This is a genomic window from Pacificibacter sp. AS14 (assembly GCF_038899935.1).
In the GTDB taxonomy this organism is placed as follows: domain Bacteria; phylum Pseudomonadota; class Alphaproteobacteria; order Rhodobacterales; family Rhodobacteraceae; genus Celeribacter.
Window position 1 is genome coordinate 77,199 of sequence record NZ_JBBMQI010000018.1, and the last position, 6,495, is coordinate 83,693.

General features: G+C 51.9%; 5 protein-coding genes. All 5 read right to left on the bottom strand.

Going from position 1 to position 6,495, the window contains the following annotated elements:
• The 5 genes from WNY38_RS15025 to cpaB all read right to left on the bottom strand — a co-directional run bounded on the left by WNY38_RS15025 (position 1) and on the right by cpaB (position 6,120).
• Positions 1-1,461, bottom strand: coding sequence for a CpaF family protein (locus WNY38_RS15025; protein WP_342858174.1), 1,461 nt, complete (start codon positions 1,459-1,461; stop codon positions 1-3).
• A gap of 42 nt (positions 1,462-1,503) precedes the next feature.
• Positions 1,504-2,751: an AAA family ATPase gene (locus WNY38_RS15030; protein ID WP_342858175.1), complete on the bottom strand. Its 1,248-nt coding sequence runs from the start codon at positions 2,749-2,751 to the stop codon at positions 1,504-1,506.
• 193 nt (positions 2,752-2,944) lie between these two features.
• A complete protein-coding gene (locus WNY38_RS15035) occupies positions 2,945-3,604 on the bottom strand; it encodes an OmpA family protein (protein ID WP_342858176.1) in 660 nt (219 codons plus the stop codon).
• A gap of 4 nt (positions 3,605-3,608) precedes the next feature.
• Positions 3,609-5,006 carry a type II and III secretion system protein family protein gene (locus tag WNY38_RS15040; RefSeq protein WP_342858177.1) on the bottom strand — a complete coding sequence of 466 codons (1,398 nt, stop codon included), beginning with the start codon at positions 5,004-5,006 and terminating at the stop codon, positions 3,609-3,611.
• Between the two features lie 265 nt (positions 5,007-5,271).
• Complete coding sequence (gene cpaB / locus WNY38_RS15045) at positions 5,272-6,120, bottom strand: Flp pilus assembly protein CpaB (protein ID WP_342858178.1); 849 nt, start codon at positions 6,118-6,120, stop codon at positions 5,272-5,274.
• Between the last annotated feature and the right edge of the window lie 375 nt (positions 6,121-6,495).

Sequence of the window (6,495 nt, forward strand, 5' to 3'; positions counted from 1 at the left end):
TTAATGCGGTTTCGTAGGTTCGAACAGTGAAGCTGGCAAATCATAGCCCCACATTTTGAACCGCTCGGAAAAATGGCTGCGCACGCCGGTCGCTGTGAAGTGACCGATGATTTTATTGTCAGGCGTTAGCCCCGTGCGTTGGTAACGGAAGACTTCTTGCATCGAAATGACGTCGCCTTCCATACCGGTGATCTCAGTGATCGAGACCATGCGACGCGACCCGTCTTGCAACCGCGAGGCCTGCACGATCAGGTTCACCGCGCTTGAAATCTGACTGCGCACAGCTTTGAGGGGCATCTCGATCCCGGCCATGGCGACCATGTTTTCCAGACGAGACACACCATCGCGCGCCGAGTTGGCGTGAATTGTGGTCATCGACCCATCGTGACCGGTGTTCATGGCTTGTAGCATGTCGATCACCTCTTCGCCGCGGGTTTCCCCAACAATGATGCGGTCAGGGCGCATCCGCAGTGCGTTTTTCAAACAATCGCGCTGGGTCACAGCACCTTTGCCCTCGACGTTGGCTGGACGACTTTCCATCCGACCCACGTGGGTTTGTTGCAGTTGAAGCTCGGCCGTGTCCTCGATGGTCAAAATACGTTCGTCATCGGCAATGAAAGAAGACAGCGCATTGAGCGTGGTCGTTTTGCCAGAGCCCGTACCGCCCGACACAATCACGTTGAGACGTGTAGACACAGCGGCTTGCAAATAGGCGGCCATTTCTTCGGTGAAGGCGCCAAATTTAACCAGATCGTCAATCGCCAGTTTTTCTTTTTTAAACTTACGAATAGACACCAAGGATCCGTCCACCGCGACAGGTGGCACCATGGCGTTGAAACGTGACCCGTCTGCGAGACGCGCATCGACGTAAGGGTTGGATTCATCGACACGACGCCCAACGGCAGACACGATTTTATCGATGATGCGCAACAGATGCTTTTCGTTCTTAAACGTCACATCCGACAGCATCAGTTTACCATCGCGTTCCACGAAAATCTGGTTCGGACCGTTCACCAAAATATCGTTCACGGTGTCGTCTTTGAGCAGGGTTTCTAGCGGGCCCAAGCCTTTGACTTCATCGTACAAATCTTGGTTCAAAATCATCCGCTCATCGCGGTTCAGAACCATGCCTTCTTCATTCAGGAATTCTGTGGTGATGGCAGCAATCTCTTGCTTAAGTTCTTTTTCTGGGGCGCTTTCTAAGGCGGCCAAGTTCAAGTCTTCAAGCAGGCGTTGGTGCATCGATACTTTGATGTCGGAAATGCGTTCCTTGCGTTTGCGATCTTTCTCTTCAAGCACGATCATTTCGGTGCGCTTGATGTCACGGCGGTGCACGGTCGCTTTCGGCTTGGGTGCCGAGTCCGCAGCTTGAGAGGATTGGGGGGCAGGTGTATCTTTCACCGGCGCACCTGTGACGGCGCGCGCTTGTTTTGTGTCTGTTTTTTTGTATCTCGAAAACATCTGTTTTCCCCTAAACCTGAACCTGAAGCCCCTTACGAGGTCTTATTGTGCTGCTGCGTTCATCTCTTCGCTTTGGCGTGCATGTATGGATGCGGCGAGTTTTTGAATTTCTTTGCGCAACGGATTTTTACTTGCGTCAATCCCCAAGGGAAGCCCCTGGTCATTCGATTGCAGTACGGCCTTGCCACCATCTGGCAGTTGCACCTCGATCGCGATTTCCAAACTCTCGGACATGCGCTTAATTCTTGATTTGGCTGACAAATCCATGCCCTTGGGAGCGCGGTTCAGCAAAAATCGGTACTTTTCAAACGGCAAATCTTCCGCCCGCAATGCTGATCTGAGACGCAAAATATTCTGGGCAGACCGCATATCCAGCTCGAAGGGCGCAAAGATGATGTCGGCTTGATTCAAAATCACTTCGGACCAAGTCACAAACGTCGAAGGCATATCGAGAACCACGTAATCAAAATGGTGACGCGCCATTTCCATGATGCGCTCTAGGTCCTCGGTTTCAATGAAGTCGAGCGGCAGCAAATCAGCTGGTGCAGTGAGCACCGAAATTCGATCGTTAAAGTTGGTCAGGGCTGATTTAAACGCTTCGTCATCCATATGCTCTGTCGATGACAATAGCTCATAGACAGCCTCACGGCGCGGCAAATCAAGATAGGTCGAAACTGACCCGAATTGCAGGTTCAAATCCATCAACAACACGCGCGGTTGTGGCTCGGTTTTCTCAACATGAGCAAGTTCCCACGCCAAGTTCACCGCCAAAGTTGTCGCGCCTGCGCCCCCTGACACGGCTTGCACGGGCAAGACAACTCCATTGGCAGCGCGTGTTTTATTTGCACTGATATCAAAAAAGTCTGTAGCGAGAGCCTTTTTGGGCGCGTCAAGGCGTGCGATGGCCTCGGCCAATGCGTTCTCAGGCAAAGGGTAGGGGATAAAGTCTTCGGCCCCAAGTTGCAGCAATTGGTGCAGCGCCATGGGGCTGACCTCGTCTGCAATCAAAATGACCTTAACATTCTGCACCTTGGCCGACTTGATCAGATCCGCAATGACCGCAAGCATGCTTTCATCTTGTTGATCAATGGCCACTGCCACAAACTTTAGAGCGCCAGATTCAGGCTGCCTGAAAAACTGGCGCGCATCCTCAAAGCTAAGATCGCCCCAGGATTCTCCCAGTTCGTTCTCCATGTCTTCGATCAACAGATCGAAATTCTGAACATCGCGTGAGATTGTACACGCTACCAATTGGTCTTGTTCAGTATGCAATGCAGTTTCACTCGTCATTGCCGCGTCCTTTTCACCTTGGAGCGCCAAAGCCAAAGGGGATCGCTTTCATAACAAAGCCCGCCCCTTGGTCCCTAGCGCATGTCACCCGACTCAGTGTCGGACGAACTGCTCCTATTGGGTCTAAGGTGACGGGCAATGTGGGCAACAATAGGGCCAAAATAGCATAATAATCCGCTATTTTGACCTAATGCTATTCTTCGAGCTCAGACGCGCCAAACTCAATCAAATCAGAGGCGGCTGCTGCACTTTCGATGTATTCGCGTTGAACGATTTCGGCGTAACTGCTGTTAATAACCATCGGATTGTTTTGCACAAAGCCAGAAACTTCGGTCACAGTGCGGCGATTGCGGCGCTCAGGTGTGGTCGTGGCCACCAAAGGACGTGTTTCGCCTTCGGAAATAACCGCTTCAAGACGAGAACGATCAATCCCATTGCGCACCAGTTCAGCCACAACAGCCCGTGCACGGCGCATGCCAAGGGATTTGTTGTAGGCGTCAGAGCCGACCAAATCTGTATGGCCAAAGACGCGGTAACGCACTTCGGGGAATTGAGCGATGTAGCGTGCTTGCTTTTGGATGATCGCGCGGGCGGGGCCATCCAAGATTGCAGAATTAAATTCAAAATTCACGGTGGTTTCGACTTCGGCAGCAAAGCGTTCGTTTAGATTAATCGCGTAATTCAATTGGCCCGTTTGAACCAAAGTGTTGTTCATGGTCGCATTGCCAAAGGTGCCATCATCCACAAAACCACCCATTTCTTGGGTCCATGAAGAAAAAACAGGCGCGTCGGAACAGGCTGTGAGTGCGATAAAACTGGTTGCAGCCAATGTTAGCTTTAATGTTGTGCTCATCATCTTACTCCATCACGTAACCGTAAGAACCGGAAAAGTCTTGCTTGGCCACTTCAGAGGCGGCACCAGATGTAGGACGATCTGGGTCACTAAAGGTTTTGCCGAAGAGAAAGAGTTCTGATTCTGTTGGGATTTTGACGCGATCTGTTGGCAATGCCAAAGCCATGCCGCTGGTTGGGGTCACCAAATGCGGTGTCACGATGATCACGAGTTCAGTTTGGTCACGCGAATAATCTGATGAGCGAAACAGCGCGCCCAGAACCGGCAAGTCGCCAAGAAACGGCACTTGGCCAGCAATATCTTCGAAGTCATCTTCCAAAAGTCCTGCAATGGCAAAACTTTCCCCATCACGCATTTCAACAGTTGTTGATGTTTCGCGGCGTTTAAAGGCGTTCAACGAAAAGCCGTCGATGGAATAATCCACTGAGGTATCCACGCTTGAAACAGCGGCTTTCATTTCAAGGTTGATTTGATCGCCATTTACGACGCGCGGAATGAATTCAAGTTCAACGCCGAAGGGTTTGTATTCAATGGTGACGCCATCGTCAGTCGATACAGGGATAGGGTATTCGCCGCCAGCCAAAAAATTGGCTTGTTGACCGGACAGGGCGGTGAGGTTTGGTTCAGACAGGGTGCGCACCATGCCTTTGCTTTCCATCGCTTCGAGCAAAATACCGATTTCCATGCCGCCAACAGATGCGCCGAGCAGCAAAGCGCCAACAGAGTCGTCATCGACCTCCAGTGTGTCACTGCTGAGAGAGTTGTCACCCTGTAGAAAGGTTCCCGTTTCGCCGCTCAGGCTGCCACTGCTGAGCGCCAAAGAGCCAGAGAAGTTTTTCGAAACAGAGCGCGACATTTCAGCAAAGCGCACTTTCAACATCACCTGTTGCGTGCCGCCGATGTTCAGCAGGTTGGACACACGATCTGGGGCGTAGCGATTGGCCAGCTCAACCGCGCGTTCCATCGAGGTGACAGATTTCACTACCCCCGACAAAACGATACCATCGTTGGCAGTGCGCACTTCGATGGCCTCGTCCGGCATGATCTGGCGCAGACGTTCTTTGAATTCTGAAATGTCGGGTGTGACCTGAATTTGAACGTTGGTGATCAAAGATCCATCAGGGGCCAAAAGGGTCATCGTCGTCACGCCAGGCGTGCGCCCAAGCACATAGATTGATCTGTCAGACAGTGTCGAAATATCCGCAATCTCGGCGTTGGCCACCGAAATTTCCGCAAAGGGTTCGTCACTTTCGACGACCACCGCGCGGTTCATCGGAACGTTTAGCGCCCCAGAAGGCGAACCGGTCATAACCCGAAGTTTATCTGCAAATGCCGCCTGTGGCACCATGGTTGCTGCGGCGCACCCCAATAGGGCTGCCTTAAGTATATTCATCATTTTCATGTGACCTGCCTCTGAAATGATCACGCCTCTAGATTTGGGTTCTAACGACCCGATTGCGTTTACCATGGCTCAAAACCAGTTTATTTGCAAGAATCAATCGCTTGGCTGGTTTTGGTGATGTGGACAAGTCACAGGCCGCTGTGCGTCAAATGCTCTGCATATCAGGCAAGTCATTGAAAAAGGCGACACCTTTCATTGGATGCCGCCTGTTCAAAACGTTTCGATATGCCGTTGGAACGGGGCGAATGCCGCGTTCTTCCGTGTTTTATTTGCTACAAGGGATCGGCATTTCGATGAGTTCGGCCCCTTTACGGGTGCGCACTGTGCAAATGCGTACCTCGGGGGCGGCGGCAATTTGCGCCGCGGCTTCTATGCCCAAAAGTGTCTGCTGATCGATCTCAACACCACCGATAACGGTTTCGTCACCGCGTCCAACAAGGGACAAGGACAATCGACCGGAAGACTGAGCTTGCGCCAAAGCGGCAACCTGTTGCGGCGTGATTTCGACGGTCACAGTGCGCGCGATGGTGGGCGAAGACCGCTCGCCATCGGCCATTTGGTCAATCGCCACAAGCGGCACAGAGGATTCGATTAATTTGGTGACTTCACCTTCTTGCTGTCCCGGTAAGCTACCTGTCCAATAGACGTCAACTTTATCACCTGGACGCAAGAACCCGGACACACCCGTGGACACGTCCACACGGATGGCGAAGGCGCGCATGCCTTTGCTCAGACGCGAGGCCACACCGGCATCGGCGCCGGGCTCTGTCACTTTGATGCCCAAAAGCGGTTCCATCGGTTCAATCGCGCGTAACGCAATCCGAGGGACATCAGCCCCTTGCGGGAACAATTCTTCTTCGGTGCGAAACACGCCTTCGGGCATGAATTCCACCGGCCATTTCGCCAGCGTGACCGCTTCGGCTAAAATGGGATCACCGTAAGCAACTTTCGCAGTCACGATGTAAATTTCTTCCGTTTTCACGATATTTTGGCGCAATGCTTTTTCGCGATCCAAATCCGCTTGATAGGTTGAAAGGTAGCCTTTCGTCATGTGAACGGCAAAGCCCGCGAGAGCCATCCCAACCACCAAAACAAATCCAAAGATAATACGCATATTCACATCCTCTTGCCTCTGACCTTTTATCTAGGCCTTCTGCTCTTCGTTCGAAAATGACTGTTGAATGTGGCGAATTCGTGGTTTTCGCACGTCAACAGCTGGGATTCCACTGTTTTTGTATAACAAAATCCCAATAGGGCATCTTTGTTGCCATCTCTGGGCCAATCGTTTGACATCTCACTGTCGCCAGATGAGGGGCAACAGGTGGGGGGCCTAAATGTATAAAAACCGCGCCGAAAGGGCGCGGTTCTAAGATCTTGCGTGTCAGATCGATGCCCTAAGCGTCGATCCAGACGACTTAGTAAGTTACGACAGTGCGGGCTGCGAGATCGGAAGAGATAGTGGAGCCGATTGATTTCGTACCAGTTGCAA

What these genes read in the sequence shown, in the direction of transcription:
- WNY38_RS15025 (WP_342858174.1), bottom strand. Translation starts at nt 1,461, where the DNA reads ATGTTTTCGAGATACAAAAAAACAGACACAAAACAAGCGCGCGCCGTC.
- WNY38_RS15030 (WP_342858175.1), bottom strand. Translation starts at nt 2,751, where the DNA reads ATGACGAGTGAAACTGCATTGCATACTGAACAAGACCAATTGGTAGCG.
- WNY38_RS15035 (WP_342858176.1), bottom strand. Translation starts at nt 3,604, where the DNA reads ATGAGCACAACATTAAAGCTAACATTGGCTGCAACCAGTTTTATCGCA.
- WNY38_RS15040 (WP_342858177.1), bottom strand. Translation starts at nt 5,006, where the DNA reads ATGAAAATGATGAATATACTTAAGGCAGCCCTATTGGGGTGCGCCGCA.
- cpaB (WP_342858178.1), bottom strand. Translation starts at nt 6,120, where the DNA reads ATGCGTATTATCTTTGGATTTGTTTTGGTGGTTGGGATGGCTCTCGCG.